This is a genomic window from Mycetocola sp. Y442 (genome assembly GCF_056898615.1).
Genome location: NZ_JBXHBV010000001.1, coordinates 485,970 through 511,792, shown reverse-complemented (window position 1 = coordinate 511,792; position 25,823 = coordinate 485,970). Strand labels below are relative to the sequence as shown.

Annotated in this window: 20 protein-coding genes; 12 read left to right on the top strand and 8 right to left on the bottom strand. The window is 64.4% G+C overall.

The annotated features are described in order from the left end of the window. The first annotated feature begins 187 nt into the window (after window positions 1–187). From AC1X6S_RS02430 to AC1X6S_RS02420, 3 genes are read left to right on the top strand one after another with little or no spacing between them, the layout of a single operon-like run. The gene (locus AC1X6S_RS02430) at window positions 188–1,456 is read left to right on the top strand and encodes an RNA polymerase sigma factor (RefSeq protein ID WP_483404228.1); all 1,269 of its coding nucleotides are present in this window, start codon (window positions 188–190) and stop codon (window positions 1,454–1,456) included. Further along, window positions 1,449–2,744 (top strand): Mur ligase family protein, encoded by a 1,296-nt coding sequence (locus AC1X6S_RS02425; protein ID WP_483404227.1) that lies wholly within the window; start codon window positions 1,449–1,451, stop codon window positions 2,742–2,744. Before AC1X6S_RS02430 ends, AC1X6S_RS02425 begins: the two co-directional genes overlap by 8 nt. Then, entirely contained in the window at window positions 2,741–3,481 is a 741-nt protein-coding gene (locus AC1X6S_RS02420) for a type 1 glutamine amidotransferase (RefSeq protein ID WP_483404226.1), read from the top strand. The genes AC1X6S_RS02425 and AC1X6S_RS02420 overlap by 4 nt, the downstream gene beginning before the upstream one ends. Before the next feature lie 99 nt (window positions 3,482–3,580). Here the strand turns inward: AC1X6S_RS02420 and AC1X6S_RS02415 are convergent, their stop codons facing one another. Next, entirely contained in the window at window positions 3,581–3,826 is a 246-nt protein-coding gene (locus AC1X6S_RS02415) for a DUF7455 domain-containing protein (RefSeq protein ID WP_108961943.1), read from the bottom strand. A gap of 179 nt (window positions 3,827–4,005) precedes the next feature. Here AC1X6S_RS02415 and AC1X6S_RS02410 point away from each other — a divergent pair, with 179 nt between their 5' ends. Next, the gene (locus AC1X6S_RS02410) at window positions 4,006–6,087 is read left to right on the top strand and encodes a DNA gyrase/topoisomerase IV subunit B (protein WP_483404225.1); all 2,082 of its coding nucleotides are present in this window, start codon (window positions 4,006–4,008) and stop codon (window positions 6,085–6,087) included. 111 nt (window positions 6,088–6,198) lie between these two features. On the opposite strand, the gene AC1X6S_RS02405 is transcribed toward AC1X6S_RS02410, so the two are convergent. After that, window positions 6,199–8,676, bottom strand: coding sequence for a DNA gyrase/topoisomerase IV subunit A (locus AC1X6S_RS02405; RefSeq protein ID WP_483404224.1), 2,478 nt, complete (start codon window positions 8,674–8,676; stop codon window positions 6,199–6,201). Between the two features lie 89 nt (window positions 8,677–8,765). On the opposite strand from AC1X6S_RS02405, the gene AC1X6S_RS02400 reads away from it, so the two are divergent. After that, the gene (locus AC1X6S_RS02400) at window positions 8,766–9,905 is read left to right on the top strand and encodes an alkaline phosphatase family protein (protein ID WP_483404223.1); all 1,140 of its coding nucleotides are present in this window, start codon (window positions 8,766–8,768) and stop codon (window positions 9,903–9,905) included. 17 nt (window positions 9,906–9,922) lie between these two features. Here AC1X6S_RS02400 and sepH read toward each other — a convergent pair whose 3' ends face one another. Continuing rightward, a complete protein-coding gene (sepH, locus tag AC1X6S_RS02395) occupies window positions 9,923–10,957 on the bottom strand; it encodes a septation protein SepH (RefSeq protein WP_483404222.1) in 1,035 nt (344 codons plus the stop codon). 198 nt (window positions 10,958–11,155) lie between these two features. Between sepH and AC1X6S_RS02390 the strand changes: the two genes are divergently transcribed. Further along, window positions 11,156–11,449 carry a DUF4193 domain-containing protein gene (locus tag AC1X6S_RS02390; protein ID WP_121658897.1) on the top strand — a complete coding sequence of 98 codons (294 nt, stop codon included), beginning with the start codon at window positions 11,156–11,158 and terminating at the stop codon, window positions 11,447–11,449. On the opposite strand, the gene AC1X6S_RS02385 is transcribed toward AC1X6S_RS02390, so the two are convergent. Further along, window positions 11,446–11,907, bottom strand: coding sequence for a DUF3093 domain-containing protein (locus tag AC1X6S_RS02385; protein WP_483404221.1), 462 nt, complete (start codon window positions 11,905–11,907; stop codon window positions 11,446–11,448). The genes AC1X6S_RS02390 and AC1X6S_RS02385 overlap by 4 nt on opposite strands. A 38-nt stretch (window positions 11,908–11,945) precedes the next feature. On the opposite strand from AC1X6S_RS02385, the gene dut reads away from it, so the two are divergent. From dut to dxs, 5 genes are all read left to right on the top strand, one after another. Then, a complete protein-coding gene (dut, locus tag AC1X6S_RS02380) occupies window positions 11,946–12,404 on the top strand; it encodes a dUTP diphosphatase (protein WP_483404220.1) in 459 nt (152 codons plus the stop codon). After that, the gene (locus tag AC1X6S_RS02375; RefSeq protein ID WP_483404219.1) at window positions 12,401–13,138 is read left to right on the top strand and encodes a DUF3710 domain-containing protein; all 738 of its coding nucleotides are present in this window, start codon (window positions 12,401–12,403) and stop codon (window positions 13,136–13,138) included. The genes dut and AC1X6S_RS02375 overlap by 4 nt, the downstream gene beginning before the upstream one ends. Beyond that, window positions 13,138–13,920, top strand: coding sequence for a DUF3159 domain-containing protein (locus AC1X6S_RS02370; RefSeq protein WP_483404218.1), 783 nt, complete (start codon window positions 13,138–13,140; stop codon window positions 13,918–13,920). The genes AC1X6S_RS02375 and AC1X6S_RS02370 overlap by 1 nt, the downstream gene beginning before the upstream one ends. A gap of 159 nt (window positions 13,921–14,079) precedes the next feature. Then, window positions 14,080–16,890: an aconitate hydratase AcnA gene (gene acnA / locus AC1X6S_RS02365; protein ID WP_483404217.1), complete on the top strand. Its 2,811-nt coding sequence runs from the start codon at window positions 14,080–14,082 to the stop codon at window positions 16,888–16,890. A 126-nt stretch (window positions 16,891–17,016) separates the two neighbouring features. Then, a complete protein-coding gene (gene dxs, locus AC1X6S_RS02360) occupies window positions 17,017–18,963 on the top strand; it encodes a 1-deoxy-D-xylulose-5-phosphate synthase (RefSeq protein WP_483404216.1) in 1,947 nt (648 codons plus the stop codon). Window positions 18,964–19,388: 425 nt separating this feature from the next. On the opposite strand, the gene AC1X6S_RS02355 is transcribed toward dxs, so the two are convergent. From AC1X6S_RS02355 to AC1X6S_RS02340, 4 genes are all read right to left on the bottom strand, one after another. Next, window positions 19,389–21,524, bottom strand: a complete 2,136-nt coding sequence (locus AC1X6S_RS02355) for a 3-hydroxyacyl-CoA dehydrogenase NAD-binding domain-containing protein (RefSeq protein ID WP_483404215.1) — start codon at window positions 21,522–21,524, stop codon at window positions 19,389–19,391. Window positions 21,525–21,529: 5 nt separating this feature from the next. Further along, on the bottom strand, window positions 21,530–22,726 hold the full coding sequence (locus AC1X6S_RS02350) for a thiolase family protein (protein ID WP_108391082.1): 1,197 nt from the start codon (window positions 22,724–22,726) through the stop codon (window positions 21,530–21,532). A gap of 74 nt (window positions 22,727–22,800) precedes the next feature. Then, a complete protein-coding gene (locus AC1X6S_RS02345) occupies window positions 22,801–24,000 on the bottom strand; it encodes a ribonuclease D (RefSeq protein WP_483404214.1) in 1,200 nt (399 codons plus the stop codon). Then, window positions 23,993–24,589, bottom strand: a complete 597-nt coding sequence (locus AC1X6S_RS02340) for a DUF3000 domain-containing protein (RefSeq protein WP_483404213.1) — start codon at window positions 24,587–24,589, stop codon at window positions 23,993–23,995. The genes AC1X6S_RS02345 and AC1X6S_RS02340 overlap by 8 nt, the downstream gene beginning before the upstream one ends. A 25-nt stretch (window positions 24,590–24,614) precedes the next feature. On the opposite strand from AC1X6S_RS02340, the gene AC1X6S_RS02335 reads away from it, so the two are divergent. Then, the gene (locus AC1X6S_RS02335; RefSeq protein ID WP_483404212.1) at window positions 24,615–25,808 is read left to right on the top strand and encodes an alpha/beta hydrolase family protein; all 1,194 of its coding nucleotides are present in this window, start codon (window positions 24,615–24,617) and stop codon (window positions 25,806–25,808) included. The last annotated feature ends 15 nt before the right edge of the window (window positions 25,809–25,823 follow it).

Sequence of the window (25,823 nt, the reverse complement as noted above, 5' to 3'; positions counted from 1 at the left end):
GCGGGGTAGCTGGTGAAAACGTGGCATAATGCTCATAAGGACCCGTTCAGGTTCCCGAGGCATGCACGTCGTGAAGCGAGCAGTGAAGCGCCCGGACTTGACATGGGTCCTCGTAATGTCCGAAAACAATATGGACCCGCGAGCGAGTTCTGGCGACTCCTTCGCTCGGGGACTGAAAGGTGCTCTTATGGCCACCAAGGCCGCACAAACTTCGGCAGAAGAAGAACAGACGACAGCAGCCGCAGCCGTGAAGGCTCCGGCAGCGAAGAAGATGACAGCAGCTGCAGCGGCGAAGGCCGCGAAGGCAGCAGCCGCAGACGACGCGCCCGCTAAGGCGCCCGTGAAGCGCGGGGCAAAGAAGAAGACGGCCGACGTCGTCGACGAGGCCGCCGCCGCTCCTGACATCGCCGACGACGATCACGACGACGACGACAGCAAGCCGAGCACGATCGCGACGGAAGCTCTTCCGCAGGGCGCGCTCGTTCTGTCCGCCACCGACGACGAAGACGAACTCCCCGTCTACTCCTCGGCCATCACCGGTGCCACAGCCGACCCGGTCAAGGATTACCTCAAGCAGATCGGAAAGGTCGCGCTTCTCAACGCGGCCGAAGAGGTCGAGCTCGCGATGCGCATCGAGGCGGGCCTGTTCGCCGAGGACAAGCTGTCGCAGATGGATGACGCTGCAAAGCGTACCCAGCTCGGCCGCGAACTGACGTGGGTAGCCAAAGATGGCGCACGGGCGAAGAGTCACCTGCTCGGAGCGAACCTCCGCCTCGTGGTGTCTCTCGCGAAGCGTTACACAGGTCGCGGGATGCAGTTCCTCGACCTCATCCAGGAGGGGAACCTCGGCCTCATCCGTGCGGTCGAGAAGTTCGACTACACCAAGGGCTTCAAGTTCTCGACCTACGCCACCTGGTGGATTCGTCAGGCGATCACCCGCGCGATGGCCGACCAGGCGCGCACCATCCGTATTCCGGTGCACATGGTCGAGGTCATCAATAAGCTCGCCCGCGTCCAGCGGCAGATGCTGCAGGACCTCGGTCGCGAGCCAACGCCTGAAGAGCTCAGCCGTGAACTCGACATGACGCCGGAGAAGGTCATCGAGGTGCAGAAGTACGGTCGCGAACCGATCTCGCTTCACACGCCACTCGGTGAAGACGGAGACAGCGAGTTCGGTGACCTCATCGAGGACACCGAGGCTGTCGTTCCCGCCGACGCGGTCGGCTTCACCATGCTGCAGAAACAGCTCGAAAGCCTGCTCGATTCACTGAGCGAGCGCGAAGCCGGAGTCATCCGGATGCGCTTCGGTCTCGGTGACGGTATGCCCAAGACCCTCGACCAGATCGGCGACACCTTCGGTGTCACGCGTGAGCGGATCCGCCAGATCGAGTCGAAGACGATGGCCAAACTGCGCCACCCGTCCCGGTCGCAGTCGCTTCGTGACTACCTTGAGTAAACCGACAGGCCTGCACTACGTCCTTCCCATCTTCGCCGGTCGCGTGACGCGCTTTGTCACGCGACTGCGCGGAGGCGGAAGCGCGATGCCCGGCGTCGTGGTGCAGAAGCTTGCCCCGCACATCATGCGGGACGTCGCCTCACAACTGCCCTACGGGGTCGTGTTCGTCCTCGGCTCCAATGGCAAGTCGACAACGACCAACCTGCTTTCCGCGATCATGCGCGAGCACGGCCTCCGCGTCTTCACGAATCCCTCCGGCGCAAACATGCCGCAGGGCATCGCATCGGCGATCCTCGCTGAGACGAGCCTCACCGGTCGCATGGATGCCGACATCGCCATCCTCGAGATCGACGAGGGCTACGGCGCCGCCATTGCGAGGCAGCTGAAGCCTGAAACTGCAGTGATCCTCAATCTGCTCGTCGACCAGATCTACCGCTTCGGTGAGCCGGATAAAGTCGCTCAGATGTTCCGCGGTATCGCCGCGGAAATCGGATCGTCGATCGTGCTCAACCGCGATGACAACTTCCTGGGCAAGCTCGGCAGCGAACTTGAGGCCGAGGGCCGACTGGCCGTCGACTACTTCGGCGCAACGCCGGAGGTACAGGCTGCTGCTCCACACGGCCAGGTTTCAGCCCGAGACTTTACCGACGCCGCAGCAACGCTCACGCGTCCCGCTGTTGCTGAGGTCGTTCGCGCCGACGGTTACGACGCGCAGATCTCGTTCGCGGGGACTGTGCACGACATCCGGATGCCGTCACGCGGCCTGCACTACGCGGTCGACATCGCAGCGGCATTCACCCTTGCCGCACGCAACCTCGGCGACAAGTTCGACATTCACCGGGCAATTACCGCCGTCCAGACCACGAAGACCGTCTACGGTCGTGGGGAGATCCTGCAGGTCAACGGCGTTGAGGTCGAAATCCTCATGCTCAAGAACCTTGCGAGCCTCCAGCTGAACCTGGACTACCTGCAGGAGACGCCGGACTCCGTGCTGTTCGCCTACGACGAGTCGAGCAAGGACCCGTCCTGGCTCTACGCGGCAGACCTGAGCCGGCTCGACCATGTCGATGTCATATCCGGGCCGAAGGGTGCCTTCGTGGCACTTCGACTGGCCTACGAGGGCAAGGACTACGGGATCATCGAACCCGACATCACGAAGGCAGTGCAGCGGATGCTCGACGGCCCACGGCCGCAGAGCGGGCGTCACACGTTCTTCCTCGACTATGACCAGATGATGGCGACCCGTCGTTACCTGGGCTACAAGGACCTGGAAGCGGGTGCAGCATGACGATCTCGGTTCTGGAACTCTACCCGGCCCACCTCTCGCTGAACGGTGACGTCGGCAACCGCACTGCGCTTGTCCGGCGGATGCGCCTCGCCGGCCTGGACGTCGCTGAACACGCGTACAACCCGGGTGACGAACTGCCGGAAACCCCCGACATTGTCACCATCGGGACGGGGACGTCGAGCGCCCAGCGTTCACTGGCCTCCGACATCGCTCGACTCGCGCCGCGGCTCGCCGAGTGGTCTGCCAACGGCGTCGTGATCTTCGCCGCCGGGGCGGGCTTCCACCTGCTCAGCGGTTCGATCCGATTCGGTGCCGACGAAGTCATTCCGGGCGCTGGTGTTTTCGCCGGCTCGGTGGACTCCTCGCGGCCCCGCACGATCACCGAAGCGTTCGCCGTTGAGAGCGAATTCGGTCTGCTGGTCGGAACGGAGAACCACACGTCGGTCTTCGTCGGCCGTCCTGACCAGAAACCACTCGGGCGTGTGCGGAACGGCGTCGGCAACGGCGATGGTACCGACGGCGCTGTTGTCGGTAACAGCTACGGCACGCACCTGCACGGCCCAGCGCTGGTCTTGAACCCTGCGCTGGCTGATCACCTGATCACGCTCGCGGCGTCACGCGCCGGCGAGGATTACGTGAAGAACGACGAGCACGTCGCTCTCGATAAGACCGTCGAGCTGGCGAGGGCAATTCTCATCAATAAGCTGCCTGCGGCTGTGCAGAAGCCCAGGGACTAACCTGTGAGCCCGCCAGCCGGGTGCACGAAAAAACGCCGCCCGGCTCCGGGCGGCGTTTTTTGTGTGGGGTGTGTATTGATGTGTACGAGACGGCGGCAGTCAGGCGCGCTGGTCTTCGAGAAGCCTCGAAGACTCGTCGTGCCAGCTGTGTGCGATCGCACTGAGCTTTTCCTGGTACTTCTTGCCGTGGTGTGCGCAGAACAGCAGTTCGCCGCTCTTGACGACAACACGAATGTAGGCCTGGGCACCGCAGCTGTCGCAGCGGTCAGCCGCAGTCAGCTTTGGCTCAAGCGTGTCAACGGCGCCGGTCTCTTTTCCGACCGTACCGTTTTCTCCCTCTGACATGAGCTCCTCCTGACCTCGCGTTTTGACCTAAATGCCTTGTAACCCAATGAAACCACGCGAACCCGGGAATCGGCCCACTCGCGCGGGTATTTCGCTGTGCGCGTAGACCGGGGCGGGCGGAGGCGAATGCCTCTCGTGTCTTGGGGCGTTTCCCGTCTTACCGTCTATAGGCTTGTGAGGTGAGTTCTGACTATTCCGCCCGCCACCTGTCTGTCCTCGAGGGTCTCGAGGCCGTACGCAAGCGTCCCGGAATGTATATCGGGTCCACTGACTCGCGCGGTCTCATGCACTGTCTCTGGGAAATCATCGACAACTCCGTCGATGAGGCGCTCGGCGGCCACGGTGACCACATCGATGTTGTGCTGCACGAAGACGGAAGCGTCGAAGTTCGGGACCGCGCCCGCGGCATCCCTGTCGACATCGAACCGAAGACCGGTCTGAGCGGTGTCGAGGTCGTCTTCACGAAGCTTCACGCCGGTGGAAAGTTCGGGTCTGGATCGTACGCCGCGTCTGGTGGACTCCACGGCGTTGGCGCCTCTGTCGTCAACGCGCTGAGCGAGCGACTCGACGTCGAGGTCGATCGTGACGGGAAGACATGGGCCATGTCCTTCCACCGCGGCGAGCCGGGAATCTTCGACGATAAAGGCCGCGAGCCGAGCCCGGATGCCCCGTTCACGCCGTTCGAGTTCGGGAGCGAACTGCGGGTGGTCGGCAAGGTCAAGAAGGGCGTAACCGGCTCGCGGGTCCGCTACTGGGCTGACCGGCAGATCTTCACGAAGGGCGCCGCGTTCCAGATGGACGACCTGGTTGCCCGCGCCAGGCAGACCGCGTTCCTCATCCCTGGACTTGCCCTCACCATCGATGACCGGCGCTCGCCCGACGCGGGTTCACACCTCTTCCAGTACGAGGGAGGCATCTCGGAATTCGTCGAGCACCTCGCTACAGACACCCCGGTCACCGATGTCTGGCGACTCCAGGGATCTGGCACGTTCACCGAGACCGTTCCGGTGCTGAACGACAGCGGTGCCATGGTGCCGACCGAACTCGAACGCACCTGTGAAGTGGACATCGCCCTGCGCTGGGGGACCGGGTACGACACGGTCACGAAGAGCTTCGTCAACATCATCGCGACGCCCAAGGGCGGTTCGCACCAGCTCGGGTTCGACCAGGGACTGCTCAAGTTCCTTCGCCAGCAGGTTGAACTCAATTCCCGCAGGCTCAAGGTCGGCAACGACAAGCTCGAGAAGGACGACGTGCTCGCCGGCCTCACGGCCGTGCTGACCGTGCGCCTGCCCGAGCCACAATTCGAGGGGCAGACCAAAGAGGTCCTCGGTACCCCCGCGGCACGCAATATCGTGTCCGCCGTCGTCACGAAGGCTCTCAAGGAACGATTCTCGTCGCCGAAGCGCGACGACAAGGCACAGACCGCACTCGTGCTCGACAAGGTTGTCTCCGAGATGAAGTCCCGGATTTCCGCGCGAGCGCACAAGGAGACCCAGAGGCGCAAGAACGCCCTCGAAAGTTCGACCCTTCCGGCGAAGCTCGTTGACTGCCGGTCAAACGACGTCGCCAACAGCGAACTCCTGATCGTCGAGGGTGACTCGGCGCTCGGCACGGCAAAGAACGCGCGGGACAGCGAGTACCAGGCACTCCTCCCGATCCGGGGCAAGATTCTCAACGTGCAGAAGGCATCCGTGTCTGACATGTTGTCGAACAGCGAGTGCGCTTCGATCATCCAGGTGATCGGTGCAGGCTCCGGGCGCAGCTTCGATCTCTCCGCCGCGCGCTACGGCAAAGTCATCATCATGAGTGACGCCGACGTCGACGGCGCGCACATCCGCACGCTGCTCCTGACGCTGTTCTTCCGGTACATGCGACCCATGATCGCGGAGGGCAGGGTATTCGCTGCCGTCCCGCCGCTCCACAGGGTCATCGTCGTGAACCCCGGCTCAAAGCCGAACGACACGATCTACACCTACTCCGAGCAGGAGTTGCACGCCGTGCTCGCTAACCTCAAGAAGACGAACAAGCGCTACCTCGAACCGATTCAGCGTTATAAGGGCCTCGGCGAGATGGATGCCGACCAGCTGGCGACCACCACGATGGACCGGCGCCACCGTACGCTTCGCCGGGTGCAGGTGCCTGACGCCGAGCAGGCGGCACAGGTGTTCGAGCTGCTGATGGGGAACGACGTCGCACCGCGCAAGGAGTTCATCATCGACAGCTCCAACCGGCTCAACCGCGACCGCATCGACGTTTAGCGGCGCGGTTCGCCGAGATCACCCGAAGCGGTCGAGATCATCCGTTGTAGCGGGTGTTCTCGACCGGAACGGGTGTTCTCGGCTACGGCGATCGGCGATCGGCGAGCGGTCTTAGACTGCGATCTCGCTGCCGATGAAGCCGATCACCGAGTCGATCATCGTGCCGGACGCGTCACGCTTCGCGCCGACCTCCGGCAGGGTCCTGGCGGACCCATCGGGTCCCACTGCCATCGCCGGTGTCGGTCCCACCCAGGCCAGGGCGAGGATGTCCTCACCCCTCAGGAACGTGTGGGTGCGAACTCCACCGGTCGCGCGGCCCTTCGCCGGGTACTCGGAGAAAGCCGACACCTTGGCCCTGCCAGGGTCTGTGCCGGGTATCGTCTCGCTGCTGACCGACACCGTTGCCACAGAGATGTCTGCGCCGGGGTCGACGGCGCCGAAGAAGATGATGTGGCTGTCCGCCGGCAGGGTCATGCCCGCCATTCCTCCGGCCGGCCGGCCCTGCGGTCGAACCGCTGACGCCGGGAAGTGAAGCAGTTGCGCCGCTGAACTGACGAAGACCAGATCGGTCGACTCGGGGGCCTGAACGGCTCCGACGACCTCATCCTTGGGCTTGAGGCCGATGACCTCGAAGTCCGGTTTGTTCGGCCAGTCTCCGGGACTCACGCGCTTGACCACGCCCTGCCGGGTGCCGAGAGCTATCGCATCAGTACTCTCGAGCGAGACCAGGGCGAGCACGCGCTCGGCTTTGTTCGGCAATGCCAGGTAGTCACCGATCTTCACTCCAGCGCCCAGCTGCAGCGAGTTGACGGGTACCACGGGCAGATCGACCGGGCTGAACTTCACCAGGCGGCCGAGTGACGTCACAGCGCCGATTTCAGACCGGGATGTCGTCTCGAGCGTCGACAGGATGGCGTCGTGTTTCGTGCGTCTCCGAACGCGGGCGCTTCCGGCGGGCGCCTCGCCCTCGGCACGCTCGCTCAGGTCGATGCGGAGCGCGCGGCCTGTCGCTGACAGGTAGACCCTGCAGGGCACGTCGGCCACTTCGAGCTGCGCAGACTGGCGTTTCGCCGCGGCGGTTGCGATGCTGGGCCGCGCCTCCGTGAGGAGGGTGCGGCGCGGGGTGCCGAAGCGCTCCGCGACGTCGGCGAGTTCGACAGACACCTGTTTGCGGATGAGCGCTTCGCTCGAGAGCAGCAGCTCGAGTTCGGCGATCTCGGCCTTGAGCTTGTCGCGTTCGGCCTCGAGCTCGATCCGGGAGAACCGGGTGAGCCTGCGCAGGCGCAGTTCGAGGATGTATTCGGCCTGCAGTTGCGACAGATCGAACACCTCGATGAGGCGCGTGCGGGCCTGGTCGGTGTCATTGCTCGCCCGGATCACCTGGATGACCTCGTCAATGTCGACGATGGCGATGAGCATGCCCTCGACGAGGTGCAACCGCTCACGACGGCGCGCGAGCCGGTAGGAGGAGCGACGTGTGACGACCTCGATCCGATGATCCACATAGACCTGGAGCAGTTCGCGGAGACCGAGTGTCTGCGGGCCGCCATCGACGAGCGCGACGTTGTTGATGCTGAAGCCGTCTTCGAGCGGTGTGTACCGATAGAGCTGCTCGAGCACTGCCTCGGGGCTGAAGCCGGTCTTGATGCCGACGACGAGACGGAGGCCGTGTGTGCGGTCGGTGAGGTCGGTGACGTCCGAGATGCCGCTGAGCTTCTTGTTGGTGACGCCGTCCTTGATCTTCTCGATCACGCGCTCGGGACCGACGAGGTACGGCAGTTCGGTGAAGACGAGCCCGGTCTTCCTCGCCGAGAGGCTCTCGACCGAGACCTTGGCGCGAGTTTTGAAACTTCCACGGCCGGTCGCGTACGCGTCTTTGATTCCGGCGAGTCCGACGATGGTGCCGCCGGTGGGGAGGTCAGGACCCGGCACGAACTCCATCAGTTCGTCGAGGGTCGCGTCGGGGTGGGCGAGCAGGTGCCTGGCTGCGCCGACGACCTCGACAAGGTTGTGCGGCACCATGTTCGTCGCCATACCGACGGCGATACCGCTCGCACCGTTGACGAGCAGGTTCGGGAACGCGGCGGGGAGAACTTCGGGCTGCGTGAGCTGGTTGTCGTAGTTCGGGATGGAGTTGACGACGTCTTCGTCGAGGCCGTCGGTCATGGCGAGTGCGGCGGCGTCGAGGCGGGCCTCCGTGTACCGTGCAGCGGCCGGTCCGTCGTCGAGTGAACCGAAGTTACCGTGACCGTCGATGAGGGGTACGCGCATGGTGAATGGCTGGGCGAGACGCACGAGGGCGTCGTAGATCGCACTGTCGCCGTGCGGGTGCAGCTTTCCCATGACTTCACCGGTCACTCGAGCGCTCTTCACGTGCCCGCGCTCCGGGCGGAGCCCCATCTCGGTCATCATGTAAAGAATGCGCCGCTGGACGGGCTTGAGGCCGTCGCGAGCATCGGGAAGCGCGCGCGAGTAGATCACCGAGTATGCGTACTCGAGGAACGAGCCCTGCATTTCTGTGGAGACGTCGACGTCCTGGATGCGCTCGGTGAAGGACTCGGGAGCTGCGGGGGTTTTCTTCGGGGTCATTCGGCGTTTCTCGGGCAGGAAAAGGGAGGATGGCGGATGCCGGTCGGGCAAGCGAGCCGCGTCGGCGACTCTGTGCCAGACTTGGCCCGATGGCCACAATGCTACCCACCGACAAAGCAGGCGCCCGCAGCCTTGCCGATGTTCTGCCGAATTCCCTCGCCGCGCTCAGGGGGATTCCGAACGAACTGTCGCTCCCCGCCGCTGAATCCGTCGTCGTTGTTGTGGTCGACGGCCTCGGGCGGGCACAGCTGCAGGCCCGCGCCGGGCACGCACGCTTCCTGACGTCCACCAAGAGCGACGCCATCGTGAGCGTCTTTCCCTCGACGACAGCGGCCGCACTGGCCACCTTCGCGACGGGTGCGCTCCCCGGTGCACACGGGCTGGTCGGTTACCGCACCCTGGACGCCGCCAACGATCGGCTGGTGAACCAGTTGAACGGCTGGGATGAGCGAATGGTCCCCGAGACCTGGCAGCGCGAACGAACCGTCTTCGAAAAGGCGGGCGATGACGGCATCCGTACCTTCGCGATCGGACAGGCCAAGTACGCAGCGTCAGGATTCACCCGGGCCATCCTGCGTGGCGCGAGTTATGTGTCGGCAAACACCATCGCAGAGCGACGCGCGGCCGCTGTGCGGGTGGCCCGGGATCACCCGGGTTCACTGATCTACCTCTATATCCCGGAGCTCGACAGGGCGTCACACCAGTACGGGTGGGAATCGGACCAGTGGCTCTCCGTGCTCGAAGCGGTTGACGCCGAGGTCTCAACCCTGAGTTCGGAGCTCCCGGCGCGCACGGGACTGCTCGTGACGGCCGACCACGGGTCAGTTGACGTTCCGCCGTCGTCGCACGTGTTGTTCGACACGGCACCAGAGCTGATCGACGGCGTACGGCATGCCGGGGGAGAACCGCGCTGCCTGCACCTGTACCTGGAGCCGGGCGCAACGGCATCCGACCGCGGAACCCTCGCTCGGATCTGGGAAGAGAGCGAGTCTCAGCGCGCCTGGGTCTCCACCCGCGAGGAGCTCGTGGAATCAGGTCTCCTGGGACCGGTCTCCGACGAGGTCCTCCCACGAATCGGAGACGTGGTTGTCGCGGCTCGCAAACGGATCGTGTACTACGACTCTAGGCCGGCCGACCAGTCAGCGCGTAAGATGATCGGCCAGCACGGGTCACTGACCCACGAGGAGCGGTCGATACCGCTGATCAGGCTCGGCGCTTTCACACGCTGACGACGAGCCCGACCTGATCAGTCTTCGTCGGTGCGGGCCCCGAAGACGATCTCGTCCCACGACGGCATGGCCGTGCGGCCACGCTTGCCGCTGCCGCGCGCCGGAGTAACCGGTGTCTCGGCCGGGGCCGGAACAGCCTGCGGCTTGTCGGCGAGAGGGGCGTCAACCCTCGGAGCCTTCGCTGTGTCCAGCTGCGCTTCGTCGGTGTGCGCTGACTCGCGCTCGCCCCTGCGCTTACGCAGGGCCTCGAGGAGGTCCGCGGTCTGGTTTGACTGTGAGCCCGGGTCTTCCGCCCGGTTGATCGCGGCTGCAGCGGCTGCCTTCGAGGATGCCTGCGGGCGCCCGAGCGCGGAGATGTCAATGGTCGGTGACAGGTCGAGGCTCTCATCGGAGCTGTCGCGGAAGTTGAATGCTCCGCTGTCGAACCGGCTGTCATCGGGACGTGAGTCGTCGCGCTCGACGGCGCGAAGGCGGGGGATGAGGCCCTGCTGCGGGAGCTCGCCCTGCTTCGACAGTGTCACAGCTTCACTGTTCATCGGTGCGAGCGCCTGCTTCTTCGGCTCGAAGCTCCACCGCGCATCGTGGTCGATCTCGCTGGCCGTGAACGACAGCTTCACCACCCAGCCGCCTGACGGCTCCTTCCAGCTGGTCCACCGCTCCTCCGACGCACCCAGTGACTCGAGACGAGCCCTGATGGCGGAGCCAAAGGTGTCGTCGTCGTCCTCGCGCGTCGGGTCGATGGTGGTCAGGACGTGCACGCTCAGCGCGGCGCCGACGATGTGTTCGCGCTCAGCGAGAACCGGACCCTCGAAGCGCTGAACGTACTCGAGGTCGGCGCCGGTGATGTCGGCGACTTCCTCGGCCGACAGTCCTGACCTGATGTGGGCCTGAACCTCACGCGGGCTCGGCTTTGGACCCTGTGTCGGCTCCTTGCGGCTGCGGCGCACATGGGACTGCAAAACCTCGTCGATAACGAGACGAAAACGCTCGCCGCTCTCTGTCGCGGCGATGAGGGCGCCGTCTTCAACGCCAATGACCTTCAAATCGTGCATGATCAACTGCCTCTCAGGCTGTGATTTGTTATCCAAATGGTGTCACGGCATGTGCCATTTACGTGGGAATACAGTGGGCGTGCCGTGGGTTCCACACCGTGTCGCTTCTCAGAGGCCAAAGCCGGTTTGCTATTCGATCCAGATTGATGCAAACTGTGGCCGCCGAAGCGATCGGAAGACAACAAGAAGTGGATGGAAATGGCAACGGATTACGACGCCCCAAGGAAGACCGACGACGATTCAGAGTCGATTGAGGCCCTCAAGGAGCGCGTGCCAGACAAACTGTCAGGATCGGTCGGCGACGAAGATGCCGACAACCCTGGTGGTTTCGATCTGCCGGGCGCCGACCTTTCGGACCTGGACCTGGACGTTGTTGTGTTGCCCCCGCAGGCTGACGAGTTCACCTGCGTTGAGTGCTTCCTCGTGAAGCACCGCTCACAGATCGATCACGAGTCAAAGCTCGGACCGGTCTGCCTGGAGTGTGCAGCCTAAGTCTCGATGGGAACATCTGGCCGTTGTGATCGCAAGATCGCAGCGGCCAGTTTTGTTGGGTGGCGCGACGACAACAACCAGTAGGGCGTCGGGTCAAGCGGGTCGACGATCTGCAGCCGGACAACCCCACGGATGCCGCCACGGATGACGAGGAACGCTCTGACGTCGAGGCGCTGGCCGCGCTCGAGGGTCGCTTCATCACCCTCGAACGCCGTGGCGTCTCCGATCAGCTCAACGGGAATCGACGCGCGCCCCACACTGAGGATGCCGTTTTTCACCTCGATGACCGGTGCACCGTAAATAAAGAGGAAAAGGCAGCCCACGTAAAGGACGACTCCGGTGAGAGCGCCGACAGGGACACTGATCGGGGCAAGCACGAGCAGGCTTGCCGGAATCACAAGTGCCGTCACCCCGACGATCCACACGGCAGGCCATAAACGTTCTCGATATTCGGCCATGTCTCTTCTCATCCAGACTTCTGCACTACCCTCGACACGTGACCGAAAGCGTAGACGTACTCATTGTCGCCCCGGAACTGCCCAACTACGCCCACCCGGGCGATGCGGGCGCTGATCTCAAGTCTACTGAAGACCTGACCCTCGAGCCGGGGGAACGACGGGTCGTCGGTACCGGCGTATCAATCGCCCTTCCCGACGGCTATGCAGCCTTTGTGGTTCCCCGCTCAGGGCTGGCATCCAAGCACGGCATCACCGTCGTCAATTCACCCGGCACCGTCGACGCCGGATACCGTGGCGAAATCCGTGTGACGCTGCTGAACACCGACAGCAGCGAGCCGTACACGATTAAGGCGGGGGACAGGATCGCACAGATGATCGTCATGCCGGTCTCACAGGCCAGATTCGTGCCGGTCGAGACGCTGCCAGGCAGCCTCCGCGGGGACAGGGGTTTCGGTTCCACCGGCTACGACACGATCCAGACAGGAGCCCAGTCATGAGCAAGAAGAAAAAGAACATCGAAGCGACGGCCAATCCTGACGTCAACGCACAGGACGAGTCAGAGTCGACCGAGGTGGATGTCACCGACGTCGACGACTCCACCCAGTCGGCAGAACTCGCGGAGTCCGAAGCCGCCGAGGAGCCGGACGCGCTCGATATCTCGAAGTCTGCACCCGAGAACCGGGCAAGCGACGGCCCGTTCGACGAGTCAGAGGCCAACCCGGTCAGGCCGTACATCGATCTCGGCGGAGTGAAAATCCTTCCCCGCGACGGCCTCAACCTCCGGCTCGAGGTCGAGGAGAGCACGAAGCGCATTGTCGCGGTCGGACTCGACTACGCAGGTTCAACCCTCCAGATCCAGCCGTTCGCCGCTCCCCGCAGCACCGGACTGTGGCACGAGACGCGGGAACAGATTCAGGAACAGATCGCCAGGCAGGGCGGAACGGTCACGGAGCGCGAAGGTGCTCTCGGTCCGGAACTGCTCGCCGAGGTTCCCGTCGTCGCCAGCGCCGGTGGAGCACCGGGGACGCGAATCGCCCGGTTCGTCGGCGTTGACGGTCCTCGCTGGTTCCTCCGCGGTGTCATCGCCGGCGACGCAGCAACCCAGGATGAGGCTGCGGCCCTCGTCGAGGATCTCTTCCGCAGCGTTGTCGTTGTCCGCGGTTCGGCACCGATGCCTCCGCGCGACCTGATCCCGCTCGTGATGCCGCCGACGGCGGCCCGGACGGACTGATGCCAGGCCTCGACGAGGACGGCGCAACGGCCAGGCAGGCCACGCCCTCCACTGACCCCGATAGCGACAGCGACAGGGCCAGGGCCGACACCGGCGAAACAGCCGCCGTCGTCGGCGCTGCCCTCGCTGACGCCGCGAGGAAAGCAGGGCTTGAGTCGCTGGCGCGTGCCGACCGACCCAACGGGCACGTGCTGCTCGAGGCGATGGGCGGCATCCGGGGGATCATCGAGGCCGTCGTGCCCGGCCTGCTCTTCCTCGTTGTCTACACCGTTTCGAAGAACCTGCCGCTGTCCCTGGGCGTGTCTGTCGGCATAGCGGCCATCCTGACCGTTGCACGTCTGGTCCAGAAGACGCCGGTGGCCAGCGCGGTCGGCGGTCTCATCGGGGCAGTGGCATCCGCGGTCTTCGCGCTCGTCACCAACCGGCCGGAGGACAACTTCGTTCTCGGGTTCGTGACCAATGGCGCGTATGGTGCAGCCCTGCTGATCTCGGTACTCGTCGGGTGGCCGCTCATCGGGCTGGTCGCCGGCTACCTGATGAGCGATTCGACAGCGTGGAAGAAGGATGCCGTCAAGCGACGGACGTTCATCATCCTCACCCTGTGCTGGGCGGGGATGTTCATCGCGAGGCTCGCTGTCCAGCTGCCGCTCTACGCTGCGGGCAACGTTGAATGGCTCGCGGCGACAAAGCTCCTCATGGGATTGCCGCTCTACGCCCCTCTTCTTATCCTGACCTGGCTGGTCGTCCGCGCGTTGTACCGCACCAGTCCCGTTCGCCCCTGATAGAGTTATCTCGACATCAAGATAAATTGATGCAGGTGCTCCCTGAGGCATTGGGCGGTTGTTAGGCAAACCTTGCTAGAAAAACTGGCCAAGGGGAACCCAAGATTGACCCAAGGCAGGCAGCGTGTCAGTGCCTGTGCCAACGAAGGAGAAGGCTACGTGTCTACAGTTAATAGCTTCGGGGCGAAGAACACACTCACAGTCGGCGGTACCGACTACGAGATCTTCCGTCTCGACACCGTCCAGGGCTACGAGAAGCTGCCGTTCAGCCTCAAGGTCCTTCTGGAGAACCTGCTCCGCACCGAAGACGGCAAGAACGTCACGGCTGAGCAGATCCGCACGCTCGGTAACTGGGACCCCTCAGCGGAGCCTGACACCGAGATCCAGTTCACGCCCGCCCGCGTCGTCATGCAGGACTTCACCGGTGTTCCCTGCATCGTCGACCTCGCCACCATGCGCGAGGCCGTCGCCGAGCTCGGTGGCGATCCCACCAAAATCAACCCGCTTGCCCCCGCAGAGCTCGTCATCGACCACTCGGTGATCGCTGACCTCTTCGGCACCGAAGATGCCCTCGAGCGCAACGTCGAGATCGAGTACGAGCGAAACGGTGAGCGCTACCAGTTCCTCCGCTGGGGCCAGACCGCGTTCGAAGACTTCAAGGTTGTACCGCCGGGAACCGGCATCGTGCACCAGGTCAACATCGAGTACCTCGCCCGCGTGACGTACACCCGCGAGGTCAACGGCGCGCTCCAGGCGTACCCTGACACGCTTGTCGGCACCGACTCGCACACCACGATGGTCAACGGCCTTGGCGTACTGGGCTGGGGCGTCGGCGGAATCGAAGCCGAGGCAGCGATGCTCGGCCAGCCCGTCTCCATGCTCATCCCCAAGGTGGTCGGATTCAAGCTCTCCGGCTCGATCCCCACCGGTGTCACGGCGACAGACGTCGTGCTCACCATTACCCAGCAGCTCCGGAAGCACGGCGTTGTCGGCAAGTTCGTCGAATTCTACGGAGAGGGCGTCGCCGAGGTCCCCCTCGCCAACCGCGCCACCATCGGAAACATGAGCCCTGAGTTCGGTTCGACGGCAGCGATGTTCCCCATCGACGATGTCACCCTCGACTACCTGCGCCTCACCGGCCGCAGCGAAGAGCAGGTCAAGCTCGTCGAGGAGTACTCGAAAGTCCAGGGCCTGTGGCACGACCCGTCGGTCGAGCCGGCCTTCAGCGAGTACCTCGAACTCGACCTGTCGACAGTGGTTCCATCGATCGCGGGTCCGAAGCGCCCGCAGGACCGGATCGAGCTCAGCGCAGCGAAGAACCAGTTCGAGGTCGACCTGAACAACTACGCGGACGTCGAGCACGATCTCGTCGACCTCGAGGTCAGCGAGTCGTTCCCCGCGTCAGACCCGCCAGCGAACACGCCGGAGAGCGAGCACAACAACCACGTTCACTCGCACACGAGTTCAGCGCCATCAACGGCGTCGAAGCCAACCAGCGTGACCCTCGACGACGGATCCACGTTCACCATTGACCACGGTGCCGTCACCATCGCCGCGATCACGTCGTGCACGAACACCTCCAACCCGTCGGTCATGCTCGCAGCAGGTCTGCTCGCCCGCAATGCAGCGAAGAAGGGGCTCACGGCAAAGCCGTGGGTCAAGACCACGCTTGCACCGGGTTCCAAGGTCGTCACCGACTACTACGCCAAGGCGGGACTCACCGACGACCTCGAAGCCCTCGGCTTCTACACCGTCGGCTACGGCTGCACCACGTGCATCGGAAACTCCGGACCGCTCGCAGAGGAAATCTCTGCTGCGATCAACGAGAGCGACCTCGCCGTGACCGCAGTGCTCTCGGGTAACCGCAACTTCGAAGGCCGGATCAACCCGGACGTGAAGATGAACTACCTGGCGAGCCCGCCACTCGTGATCGCGTACGCCCTCGCCGGGTCGATGAACTTCGACTTCGAAACGGATGCCCTCGGCAAGGACACCGAAGGAAACGACGTGTTCCTCAAGGACATCTGGCCCGACTCCGCCGAGGTCCAGAAGACGATCGACAGCTCAATCGACACCGAGATGTTCACGCACGAGTACGCGTCGGTCTTCGAGGGTGATGAGCGCTGGCGTTCACTTCCGACCCCGGCAGGAAGCACGTTCGACTGGAACCCCGAGTCGACCTACGTCCGGAAGCCACCGTACTTCGACGGCATGACGATGGAGACCACCCCGGTCACCGACATCACCGGCGCCCGTGTGCTCGCCAAGCTCGGCGACTCGGTCACGACCGATCACATCAGCCCGGCCGGATCGATCAAGGCGGACAGCCCTGCCGGCCGTTACCTGACCGAGCACGGGATTTCCCGCAAGGACTTCAACTCGTACGGTTCCCGTCGTGGAAACCACGAGGTGATGATTCGCGGAACCTTCGCGAACATCCGCCTGAAGAACCAGCTGCTCGACGGCGTCGAGGGTGGATACACCCGCGACTTCACCCAAGCAGACGCGCCAGAGTCGTTCATCTACGACGCGTCGCAGCACTACCAGGAAGCCGGCATCCCGCTGGTCATCCTCGGTGGCAAGGAATACGGCTCCGGTTCCTCTCGCGACTGGGCGGCAAAGGGTACGAGCCTGCTCGGCGTCAAGGCCGTCATCACCGAGAGCTTCGAGCGCATTCACCGCTCGAACCTCATCGGAATGGGCGTTGTCCCGCTGCAGTTCCCCGTTGGCGAGAGCTGGGAGAGCCTGGGCCTCGACGGTACCGAGTCGATCAGCATCATCGGTCTGGATGCGCTGAACAACGGCACGACCCCGAAGACGGTGCACGTCGTCGCCGAGCCCACCGCGCACTCGCCCGAGGGCAAGCAGCCGGTTGAGTTCGACGCTGTGGTCCGCATCGATACGCCGGGTGAAGCTGACTACTACCGCAACGGTGGAATCCTTCAGTACGTGCTGCGGAGCCTCGTCTAAGCACACAGATTGACCCATTCTCGACGCCGCCCCTGAGTGATTCCAACCGGAAACGCTCAGGGGCGGCGCGTAGAGTGGAACGGCCGGGGCACACCTCCCGGTCAGGATGGTAGTGAGGGAGTTCGAATGGGTCTTCTTGAGTCGATACGGGGTCCGCGTGACCTTGACGCCCTCTCGAAGGATCAGCTGAACCAACTGGCTGCTGAGATCCGCACTTTCCTGGTGAGCGAGGTCTCCCGAACCGGCGGACACCTCGGCCCCAACCTTGGCGTCGTCGAGCTGACGCTCGCAATACACCGCGTCTTCGATTCGCCCTCGGACGCCATCGTCTTTGACACGGGGCACCAGTCCTACGTGCACAAGTTGCTCACCGGGCGTCAGGACTTCGAGAACCTGCGGGAACGCGGCGGACTCGCCGGGTATCCCCAGCGCAGTGAATCTCCGCACGACATCGTCGAGAGTTCCCACGCGTCGAGTTCCCTGAGCTGGGCTGACGGCATCTCCCGTGCGTTCGAAATGACCGGGCAGACCGAGAGAAGCGTCGTCGCCGTTGTCGGCGACGGTGCGCTGACCGGCGGAATGACCTGGGAAGCGCTCAACAACATCAGCGACGACAACACCCGTCGCCTTGTTATCGTCGTCAACGACAACGGCCGGTCGTACGCCCCCACGATCGGCGGAATGGCGCGGTTCCTCAACACGGTGCGCACGCGGAGGACCTACAAGGATCTCTACATCACCAGCCAGCGTATGTTCGACCGGCTCGGCGGCCCGGGTCGCGCCTTCTACCGCGGTGTCCGCGGTGGCACCCACGGCTTCCTGAGCCGCTTCAGCAACAACGAGGCGCTCTACTCGAACCTCGACATCAAGTACATCGGTCCCGTCGACGGTCACGACCTCAACGCCATGCAGGAAGCCCTCGCGCAGGCCAAGAACTACGGCACTCCGGTGATTGTTCACGCCATCACCCAGAAAGGCAAGGGATTCGCGCCCGCCGTCGATGACGAAGCCGACCAGTTCCATGCGGTCGGGAAGATCGATCCCCTCACCGGTGAATCGATGTCGTCGAGCAGCGCCGAAACCTGGACGGGCGTCTTCAGTGACACGCTCGTCGAACTGGCCGAGCAGAACGACAGGATCGTCGGGGTCACGGCAGCGATGCTGCGTCCAACCGGGCTGCACAAACTCGCCGAGCGTTTCCCTGACCGGGTTCACGACGTCGGGATCGCCGAGCAGCACGCCGCCACGAGCGCCGCAGGCCTCGCATTCGGTGGCCTTCACCCCGTCGTTGCGATCTACGCCACCTTCATCAACCGCGCGTTCGACCAGATCCTCATGGACATCGCGCTCCACAAGGCCGGGGTCACGTTCGTGCTTGACCGGGCCGGAGTGACGGGGCCTGACGGCCCCTCGCACCACGGGATCTGGGACCTGGCAATCCTCCAGCTCGTCCCTGGCATCCGGTTGGCGGCGCCGCGCGATGCCGAGCGGCTGCGCGAAGAACTGGCCGAGGCCATCGGAGTGGACGATGCGCCGACGGTGATCAGGTTCCCGAAGGGCAGTGTGCAGGAGCCGATACCGGCGGTCCGCCGCACCGAAGACAACGTTGACGTGCTCTACGAGAGCCACAAACCGGATGTGCTCATCGTCACGGTCGGCCCGATGGCCGAGATCGGGCTCGATGTCGCACGTCGCCTCGAAGCACAGGGCATCGGTGCGACGGTGATCGACCCCCGCTGGGTGGTTCCGGTTCCGACGAGTGTCATCGAATTTGCGCGGGATCACCGCCTCGTCATCACGATCGAGGACGGAATCCGCGTCGGGGGAGTAGGCACCCGCATCCGCCAGGACCTGCGGAGCGCCGGAGTCGATACGGCCGTCGACGAGCTCGGCCTGCCCGACACGTTCATCGACCACGCAACGCGCGAGCAGATCATGGTCGACGCGGGCCTCACCGGCCAGCAGATCGCGCGTGACGTTGTCGCGCAGGTCCTCGGCAGCCGGATTCCGGTGGCGCGGCCAGAGCCTTCCGGTATCAGCGAACCGTCCGAACACTCGAGCGAACAGGCGTAGGCGTTCGCTCGTCCTCCCAGCATGAGCGCTGCAGTTCCTGCGTTGCGCTGCAGAAGTTTATGTAGCGCCGGTCGAGTTTGTGCAGCGCTCGGTTAGCGCGGGAGTGAACGGATGCCGTTTCTTCCGTGCGCGTGACCGCATCCGTAGGCGGGTGCGAGGCCGGTTCCCGCGCGTGGGCATCGAGCGCTGCAGTTCCTGCGTTGCGCTGCACAAGTTTATGTAGCGCCGGTCGAGTTTGTGCAGCGCTCGGGGTAGCGCGGGAGTGAACGGATGCCGTTTCTTCCGTGCGCGTGACCGTATCCGTGGGCGGGTGCGAGGCCGGTTCCCGCTGTCAGCACATCGGGTTCCGGCACCATGCGGCCGCGTGCCGGCACACGAAAAACGCCCGGCCGCATGGCCGGGCGTTTCGCGTTGAACCGGGTGATCTAGCGGATGCCGCGAATCTCGGGATCGTGGAACGTTCCGCCGAAGACACGCTGGCTGGCACCGGTTCGGTCGAGGTACGGAGTGATCCCGCCCATCTGGAACGGCCAGCCCGCGCCGAGAATCATGCAGAGATCGATGTCTTCCGGTCCTTCGACGACGTGGTCCTCGAGCATCCGGTGGATCTCATCAGCGAGGCCGTCCTCGAGACGACGCAGGATGGCATCCGCCTGAAGGGGCTCTTTGCCTCCAGAGACGATCTTGAGGGCACCCTTGTCGAATCCCTTAACCTTGCCCTTCGAGTCCTTCTCGAGCAGCGTGCCGTACTCGGCAAGCTTGTGGAGGTTCTCGCTCCGGTAGAACCGGTCGGGGAACGCCTCGTGGTGGGTGTCGAGCACGTGAGCGCCCACCTTGAGTCCGACGAGGTCGAGCAGTTGCGACGGCGGCATCGGCAGCCCCAGGGGAGCGAGCGCCTCGTCAACCGTCGCGAAGCTCGTACCGGAGTCCACGGCATACATGGCCTCACCGAGCACCTTAGCGAGCACGCGGTTGACGACGAACCCCGGGGTGTCGCGGGTGATGACCGCGTTCTTCCGAAGCGCCTTCGCGGTCGCCATGGCTGTCGCGAGCGTCTCGTCCGTCGTTTTTGGCGTCTTGACGACCTCGATCAGCGGCATCACGGCCACCGGGTTGAAGAAGTGGAAGCCGACGAGGCGTTCGGGGTGCGCGAGCTTTGCACCAATCTGCTCGACAGACAGCGACGAGGTGTTGGTGGCGAGGATCGCGGTTTCCGAAATGTACTGCTCGACATCGGCGAAGACATCCTGCTTCACACCGAGCTCTTCGAAGACAGCTTCAATGACCCAGTCACAGTCGGCGAAGTCGCTCTTGTTCGTCGTTCCTGACACGAGGGCATTTAGCCGGTTGGCCTCATCGGGAGAGATGCGGCCCTTGGCGAGAAGGGAAGCTATCTCGCCGCGGATGTAATCGAGCCCCTTGTCCACACGCCCCTGGTCGAGGTCGGTGATAACGACGGGGACCTGAAGGCGACGCACGAAGAGCAGGGCGAACTGGCTGGCCATGAGACCGGCACCGATGACACCGACCTTGGTGACCTTCTGGGCGAGGGCCTTGTCCGGGGCACCGGCGGGCCGCTTGGCACGCTTCTGCACGAGGTTGAAGGAGTAGTTGCTCGCCTGGAACTGGTCGCCGGTGGCGAGATCCGCGAGGGCCTCATCTTCACGCGCGAACCCCTCTGCACGGGTTCCGCTCTTCGCTGCCTTGAGCAGGTCGAGAGCGACGTACGGGGACTTCGGCACCGTGCCGATCTTCGACTCGAGCATCTTCCTGGCGATGCCGACCGCTGCGTCCCACTTGACGAGCCGTTCAACCTTGCCGGGCTGGTTCTTCCTGGTCACCTTGACGGTACCGTCGAGGACGCCGCCAGCCCAGCGCAGAGAGTCCTCGAGGAAAGTCGCGGCGGGGAAGATGGCATCGGCGATACCGAGCTCGAAGGCATCCTGCGCCTTGAGCATGCGGTTCGTCTTCAGCGGGTTCTCGACGACGACCTTGAGCGCGTTCTCGATACCGATGAGGTTCGGCAGCAGGTATGCCCCACCCCAGCCGGGGATCAGACCGAGGAACACCTCGGGGAGTGCGATGGCCGGTGCCGAGGCGTCGACGGTGCGGTAGTTCGCGTTGAGCCCGATTTCGAGGCCACCGCCGAGAGCGAGTCCGTTGATGAACACGAACGACGGCACACCCAGCGAGTCGAGCTTGCCGAAGGTGAAGTGCCCGAGCTGGCCGAGGAGCAACGCGGACTCACGAGAGTCGACCTCGCTCACCTTGCTGAGGTCTGCGCCCGCGGCAAGAATGAACGGCTTGCCCGTGATCGCAACGGCGTGAATCTCACCGCGGCCGGCCCGCTCCTTCTGCTCGTCGAGCACCCGGCCGAGCTCCATGAGGGTGATCGGGCCGAGCGTATTCGGGCGGGTGTGGTCGCGGCCGTTGTCCAGGGTGATCAGTGCGATCACCCGACCGCCCGGGAGGGTGACGTCCTGGACGAAGGAGTGGGTGACGACCTCATCGGCGCTCAGCGCGACGAGAGGGGAAAAGTCGATTGTGGAGTAATCGGTCATCGCGGTTACTTCTTTCCCTTCCAGTTCGGGTTCTCCCAGATGACGCTGCCACCCTGGCCAAGCCCGACGCACATCGCCGTCAGGCCGTAACGCACATCGGGACGCTCGGCGAACTGCGCCGCCAGCTGGTTCATGAGCCGGACACCGGATGCCGCGAGCGGGTGGCCGACGGCGATAGCGCCGCCCCACTGGTTGACGCGGGGATCGTCGTCATCGATGCCGAAGTGGTCGAGGAGAGCGAGTACCTGGATGGCAAATGCCTCGTTGAGCTCGAACAGGCCGATGTCGTCGATCGTCAGCCCGGCTTTCCTCAGTGCCTTCTCGGTGGACGGCACAGGACCGAGGCCCATGATCTCCGGCTCAACGCCGGCGAAAGCGAAGCTCACCATGCGCATTTTGGGCTTCAGGCGGAACTCCTTGACAGCGGATCCACCGGCGAGGAGGCTCACCGTCGCGCCGTCGGTGAGCGGTGATGCGGTTCCTGCTGTGACGCGGCCGTGCGGGCGGAACGGCGTCTTGAGGTTAGCCAGCCCCTCCATGGTGGTCTCGGGTCGCGCACCCTCGTCGCGTGTTGCCAGGCCCCAGCCCGACTCGCTGCGGATGGCGACGGGAATGAGGTCCGGCTGGATCTTGCCGGCCTCGTATGCGGCCTGGAGCTTGTGCTGGCTGCGCATGCCGAAGCGGTCAGCCCGCTCCTTGGTCAGGTGCGGGAAGCGGTCATGGATACGCTCGGCCGTCTTTCCCATGTCGAGTGCATCCGCTGAGACCAGCTTCTCGGTCATGAACCGAGGGTTCGGGTCGGCGTCAGCCCCGAGCGGGTGCCGGCCCATGTGCTCGACTCCACCGGCGATGGCGAAGTCGTACGCACCAAACCCGATGGCGCTGCCCACCTGGGTTACTGCAGTCATTGCACCGGCACACATACGGTCGATCGCGTAGCCGGGAACCGACTGCGGCAGCCCCGCGAGAAGTGCCGTCGTGCGGCCGAGGGTCAAGCCCTGGTCACCCTGCTGGGTGGTCGCGGCAATGGCGACCTCGTCGATTCGGTCTTTGGGAACGTCGGGGTTGCGTTCAAGCAACCCGATCATCGCCTTCACGACCAGGTCGTCTGCACGGGTGTTCCAGTACATTCCTTTTTGTCCGGCGCGACCAAAGGGGGTCCGCACTCCATCAACAAAAAAGACGTCAGCTATTTCGGCCACTTTGCCTCCCAATTATCGGATTCGGATTCGATCCTAGAAGCGGCGAAAATCTCCGCCGCATCCTTTGACCCTTCCTACGACTCGCTTTTCTGCGGTTCGGATGCCGTTTGGTTACCTTCTACAAAGGCAAGGGCGATCGTCTGTGCAGTAGCTTCAATTTGCCACTCGCGAGCGCCGAGTTCGCGAAGGGCGTCGCCTACCGTCCCAGCGTCAAGAGGGACCGGGGGAGTCCACGCGAGTCGGCGGAGCATCTCGGGGGTGAGGACGTTCTCGAGCGGGATCGAGAGCGACTCCGCGACGAGGGCGAGAGCTGTTCGCGCGGCTTTGAGCCTCGCGTCGGCTTCGGGGTTCCGCTCGGACCAGCTGCGGGCAGGAGGGAGGACATCACTCGACGCGGGCCTGAGTGGCGGGAGGTCATTAGTGGTGAGGCCGCGCTCGAGAGCGGCCCACCACACCGGAAGTTCGGTACGGCTCGCGCGACCCTTGAAATCACGCATGGCGGCGAGCGCCGCGCTCGAACGAGGCTGGGCCTTGACCACAGCGACGAGTGAGGCATCCGGGACCAGACGGCCGGGAGCTACGTCGCGTTCGCGCGCGAGGGTGTCCCGCGCCGTCCACAACTCACGCGCGACGGCGAGGCTCCTGGCACCGCGGACGCCGTGCAGGCCGGACAACCGGCGCCACGGATCCTGGCGAACGAGCTTCGGCTGGCGAAGCCTCGTCGCCTCGAACTCCTGTGCCGCGATCTCCTGCTTCCCTGACTCGGTCAGCATGGCATCGAGCTTGTCGCGCACGTCGACGAGAAGTTCGACGTCGAGGGCCGCGTACTCGAGCCAGGATTCGGGGAGAGGCCGGGTCGACCAGTCGGCGGCGGAGTGCTCCTTCGCAAGGTGAATGCCGAGAAGTTCTTCGACGACGGAGCCGAGGCCGACGCGATCGAGGCCGAGAAGCCGACTGGCGAGCTCGGTGTCGAAGATCCGGCTGGGGTCGAGACCGACCTCTCGGAGGCAGGCCAGATCCTGGCTTGCCGCGTGGATGATCCACTCTTCGTCGCGAATGGCGTCGTTGAGTGCGTCGAAACTGCCGATCGCGGGCGGGTCGAAGAGGAACACGCCGGCTCCACGGCGGAAGACCTGGATCAGGTACGCGCGCTGGGAGTAGCGGTAACCGCTTGCTCGCTCCGCGTCGACGGCGATGGGGCCGTGACCCGCTTCGATCTTCGTGATTGCGTCGAGGTACTCGTCCTCGCTATCGATGACGTGACGGTCAGTCACGTGCCGTCCTGCGGCTAGACAACAGGGTTACACCTTCGGTTGTTGGCGGAAGCCCGGCGAGCATGCACAGCAGCTCGCCCCAGCCTTCCACGTGGGAGGACACATCGTCTTCGAGCGGCGTCCAGGACGCCCTCAACTCTATCTGGGCGCCGTCGGGCTGGAGGCTAAGTTCGCCGAACCCGGTCGACAGAATTTTTGTGGCCGTTCCTGACGCCGAGGCGTACCGGGCGCCCCTGGCATTGAGGGCATCCACGAGCCAGGACCACGCCACATCGGCGAGGAAAGGATCAAGCCCGATTTCCGTTTCGAGGGGGGCCTGGGCAAAGCAGACGACCCTGAACGGGCCGCCCCACGCCTCAGGCTCTTCCGGGTCGTAGAGCAGGATGAACCGCCCGGTGCCAAGCTCGGAATCGGCACCGTGCCTGGTGGGGGTGACATCCGCCGCGAGAGCGACAGCGAACGGCGCCAGGTTGCCGGGGGCAGGAATTTCGTGCACGCTGAGTTCTGAGCGCGCCTGGGCGCCGCGCACCGATTCGAGTGCACGGGCGAACGCCGCCGGAACCTCGGCGCCTGTGAGTCTGTCTGCCACGATTGCAGACTAGAGTTACTTGCCAATGAATCGTCACAGCCACGCCGTCGAGCCGGCCACCCGTCCGCGAAGAGCGGCACTGAAAATCTCGCTCACTGTCGGCGGGTTCATCGCGACAGCCGCAACGGCATCCGTTCTCCTGGTATCGGCCGTCGCGAGGCGCGTGGTGACCCCAGCGACGAAGCGAGCGCAGGAGACGGTAGTCACCTCCCTTGATCCCGGTGCGGCGACCATCACCCTCGTTCGCAACCCGGATACCGACCTGCCGGGCAGGTATGGCCTGTGGTTCGGGCCGGCCGGGCGTTATCTGAAGCTGGGCCCGATCCTGACGCAGGACGCATCCACCGTCACCCGCGCACTGCTCAATAACAGAGAAGAACTCGACGACCTGCCGGCGTCGGGACCCGCGACTTTCAGTGGCTGGTATTACTCCCGCCCGGACGAGCTCGGACTCCCGTGGAGCGAGGAGATTATTCAGACCGAGGTCGGACCGGCACCCGCCTGGCTGTTTCCCGCCGATCCGGACTCTGATCGCTGGATCATCGCCGTGCACGGCAGGGGCACGACTCGCAGCGAGTGCCTTCGCGCTGTGCCGGTGCTGCACGAGTCAGGGTGCACGGCGCTGCTCATCTCCTACCGCAACGACGGGGATGCGCCCAGGAGCAGCGACGGGCTTTACGGGCTCGGCGATACCGAATGGCAGGACGTCGAGGCCGCTCTCGAGTTCGCTGCGACGCACGGCGCGAAAACCGTCGTCCTCATGGGCTGGTCGATGGGCGGGGTCATCTCGCTCCAGGCATCCCTCAGGGCAGACCGAGCCGACCTCATCTCCGGGCTGATCCTCGAGTCGGCCGTTGTCGACTGGGGCAGCGTGCTCGACTACCAGGCTGACGCCGGGCGCATCCCGGTCGCGGTTCGGCGAGCAGCGATCGCGGCGATCAGTAACGACTGGGGCAGAGCGCTGACCGGCCAGCACTCCGCCCTCAACTTTCCCGCGCTCAATATGGTCGACAGGGCGGATGAACTCACCACGCCGATGCTCGTGCTGCACAGCGACGACGATGGCTTCGTCCCGGCGGACGGTGCGCGACGGCTCGCTGAGAAGCGCTCGGACCTTGCTACCTTTGTGCCGTTCTCTACCGCTCGGCACACGAAGCTCTGGAACTTCGACGCCGATCGGTGGAACCAGTCCATCAGAGAATGGCTCGCCGAGCACTGATCCGCGCGGCAACTC

Excerpts from the sequence above, each read along its gene's own strand:
- AC1X6S_RS02385 (WP_483404221.1), bottom strand. The coding sequence starts at position 11,907 with ATGGCCGAATATCGAGAACGTTTATGGCCTGCCGTGTGGATCGTCGGG.
- AC1X6S_RS02400 (WP_483404223.1), top strand. The coding sequence starts at position 8,766 with ATGGCCACAATGCTACCCACCGACAAAGCAGGCGCCCGCAGCCTTGCC.
- AC1X6S_RS02375 (WP_483404219.1), top strand. The coding sequence starts at position 12,401 with ATGAGCAAGAAGAAAAAGAACATCGAAGCGACGGCCAATCCTGACGTC.
- AC1X6S_RS02405 (WP_483404224.1), bottom strand. The coding sequence starts at position 8,676 with ATGACCCCGAAGAAAACCCCCGCAGCTCCCGAGTCCTTCACCGAGCGC.
- AC1X6S_RS02390 (WP_121658897.1), top strand. The coding sequence starts at position 11,156 with ATGGCAACGGATTACGACGCCCCAAGGAAGACCGACGACGATTCAGAG.
- AC1X6S_RS02430 (WP_483404228.1), top strand. The coding sequence starts at position 188 with ATGGCCACCAAGGCCGCACAAACTTCGGCAGAAGAAGAACAGACGACA.
- AC1X6S_RS02335 (WP_483404212.1), top strand. The coding sequence starts at position 24,615 with ATGAATCGTCACAGCCACGCCGTCGAGCCGGCCACCCGTCCGCGAAGA.
- AC1X6S_RS02370 (WP_483404218.1), top strand. The coding sequence starts at position 13,138 with ATGCCAGGCCTCGACGAGGACGGCGCAACGGCCAGGCAGGCCACGCCC.
- sepH (WP_483404222.1), bottom strand. The coding sequence starts at position 10,957 with ATGCACGATTTGAAGGTCATTGGCGTTGAAGACGGCGCCCTCATCGCC.
- AC1X6S_RS02415 (WP_108961943.1), bottom strand. The coding sequence starts at position 3,826 with ATGTCAGAGGGAGAAAACGGTACGGTCGGAAAAGAGACCGGCGCCGTT.
- AC1X6S_RS02355 (WP_483404215.1), bottom strand. The coding sequence starts at position 21,524 with ATGACCGATTACTCCACAATCGACTTTTCCCCTCTCGTCGCGCTGAGC.
- dxs (WP_483404216.1), top strand. The coding sequence starts at position 17,017 with ATGGGTCTTCTTGAGTCGATACGGGGTCCGCGTGACCTTGACGCCCTC.
- AC1X6S_RS02420 (WP_483404226.1), top strand. The coding sequence starts at position 2,741 with ATGACGATCTCGGTTCTGGAACTCTACCCGGCCCACCTCTCGCTGAAC.